Origin of the sequence: Sphingopyxis sp. (assembly GCF_036402335.1) — a bacterium.
Lineage (GTDB): Bacteria > Pseudomonadota > Alphaproteobacteria > Sphingomonadales > Sphingomonadaceae > Sphingopyxis.
In genome coordinates this window covers 1-2,018 of the sequence record NZ_DASWTD010000197.1, presented here as the reverse complement: position 1 = coordinate 2,018, position 2,018 = coordinate 1, and the positions used below count along the sequence as shown (strand labels likewise).

Annotated in this window: 2 protein-coding genes; one reads left to right on the top strand and one right to left on the bottom strand. The window is 67.6% G+C overall.

From position 1 onward, the window contains the following. Positions 1-854: serine hydrolase domain-containing protein (locus VGD20_RS06220; protein WP_331133623.1), on the bottom strand; the 854-nt coding region annotated here is incomplete at its 3' end. 145 nt (positions 855-999) lie between these two features. Between VGD20_RS06220 and VGD20_RS06215 the strand changes: the two genes are divergently transcribed. After that, positions 1,000-2,018: type 1 glutamine amidotransferase domain-containing protein (locus VGD20_RS06215; RefSeq protein WP_331133622.1), on the top strand; the 1,019-nt coding region annotated here is incomplete at its 3' end.

The window sequence follows — 2,018 nt, the reverse complement described above, 5'->3', positions numbered from 1 at the left end:
AAATCGGCGCGGACGAATGGCGCGCCGCCGACGCGCCCGTCGCTCATAAGGAAGCGCGCGAAAGTCGCCATGTCGCGCGCGGTCGTCGTAAACTGTCCCGCCGGACGCAGCGCAATCGGCATCGCCGCCGCCGGTGTCAGGTCGTCGTGATGTCCCCACGCAAGGCGCGCATCGCGCCCGGGGCCAAGCTGGCTGACGAAACCGAAGCTGCTGTCCGTCATGCCGAGCGGGCCGAGCAGATGCGCGTCGAGCCAGCGTTCGTAGCGGACGCCGGTCACGCGTTCGATCACGAGGCCGGCAAGAGCATAACCCATGTTCGAATAGGATGTGCGCTCGCCCGGGCGCGTACGGATGTCGAGTACCGACGGATCGCGTGTGAAAGCGGCGAGCAGCGGGTCGGCGGGCGACACCCGCGTACTGAACATCTGCCAGAGCCGCGCATCCTCAAGCCCGCTGCTATGGTCGAGCAAGTGCCGGATGCGCACGGGATCGGTCTTGTCCCACGGGTTGCGGAAACGAAGCTCGGGAATCACCGTCGACACGGGCGCGTCGAGATCGACGCGCCCCTCGCTCGCGAGGCGCAGCAGGCCGAGCGCGACGAGCGTCTTGGTAATCGAGCCGATATGGACGCGGTCGCCGGCGCGCATCGCGGTACCGCGCGCCATGTCGCGTACACCCGCGGCGCCGGTCTGGACATCATCGCCGTCGACCAGGCTCCATGTCGCGCCTGCCAGATGCTGCGATGCGAGCAGTTTCTGCAGCTCGGCCGCGGGGATGGGAGCCATGCCGCGGGCCGTCGCGGGCACGGCGAACATCAGGAGAAGCGACAGGCAGACGAGAGAAAGGCGGGACATCGGAAACGTTCGGCAGGAGGGGGACGCCCCGTCCTAGACCACCGCATGTCAAACGAGTGTCAAATCCGATGGGTGGCAGCTTTGACATCGGCTTGACGCACGGCGGGCTAGGCGCCCGCCAACCTCGCCCATTTGGAGAAAAAGCATGCGCCGTTTCCTTCGCGCCATCCTGCTCGCGATCGGGCTCGCCACCAGTCCGCCGGCCATCGCCGTCCCGGCCGAGAAGATCCTTATTGTCGTGAGCGGTCATGGCGCCGATGGCGGCAAGACGCGGCCCGGCTTCGAATTCGACGAGTTCGCGCAGGCCTATGCCATATTCCGCGACAACGGGCTCGCGGTCGAGGTCGCGAGCCCGCGAGGCGGGCGGGTCGAGGCCGACGAATATGATCCGGCCAAACCCTATAACGCCCGGGTGCTCGCCGACGCCGAGGCGATGGCGGCGCTGTCCGCCACGCGCCCCTCTGGGACGATCCGCGCCGGCGACCATGCGGCGATCTTCGTCGTCGGCGGCAAGGGGGCGATGTTCGACCTGCCGCACGACACCGCGCTCAGGAAGCTTCTCGCGGACAGCCATGCCGCCGGCCGCGTGATCGGTGCGGTGTGCCACGGCCCCGCTGCGCTGATTGGCATCAAACGCCGCGACGGCACGCCCCTGCTCGCGGGCGTCGTGGCAACGGGTTTCACCAACGAGGAGGAAGCGCTGTTCGGCAAGCGATGGTCGAAGGACTTCCCTTTCCTGCTCGAAGACGCGCTGCGCGCCGAGGGCAGCCGCTATGCCGAAGCCGCGATCATGCTGCCCTTCGTCCAATCCGGCGATCGCATCGTGACGGGTCAGAACCCCTTTTCCACCTCGCTCGCTGCGGATGCGGTCATCCGCGCGATGGGAAAACAGCCGGCACGGCGCGCCGCCTGGACCGACGAGCGCAGCCTGCTGCTGGTCGCCCGCTTCCTCGCCGGGGAAACCGATGCGATCAAGCGTGAACTGGTTGCGAACCCCGGCCAATATGACATGCAGATCATCGCGATGTACGGCTATTCGCTGACGCAGATCCCCGCGGCGGAGCCCGATACGCTCGTCAACGCACTTGCGATCATGGCGCTCGCCGAGCCGCATTTCGCGCATCCCAAGCTGCAGCTCGCGATGGCCGACGCCGAGCGACGGAC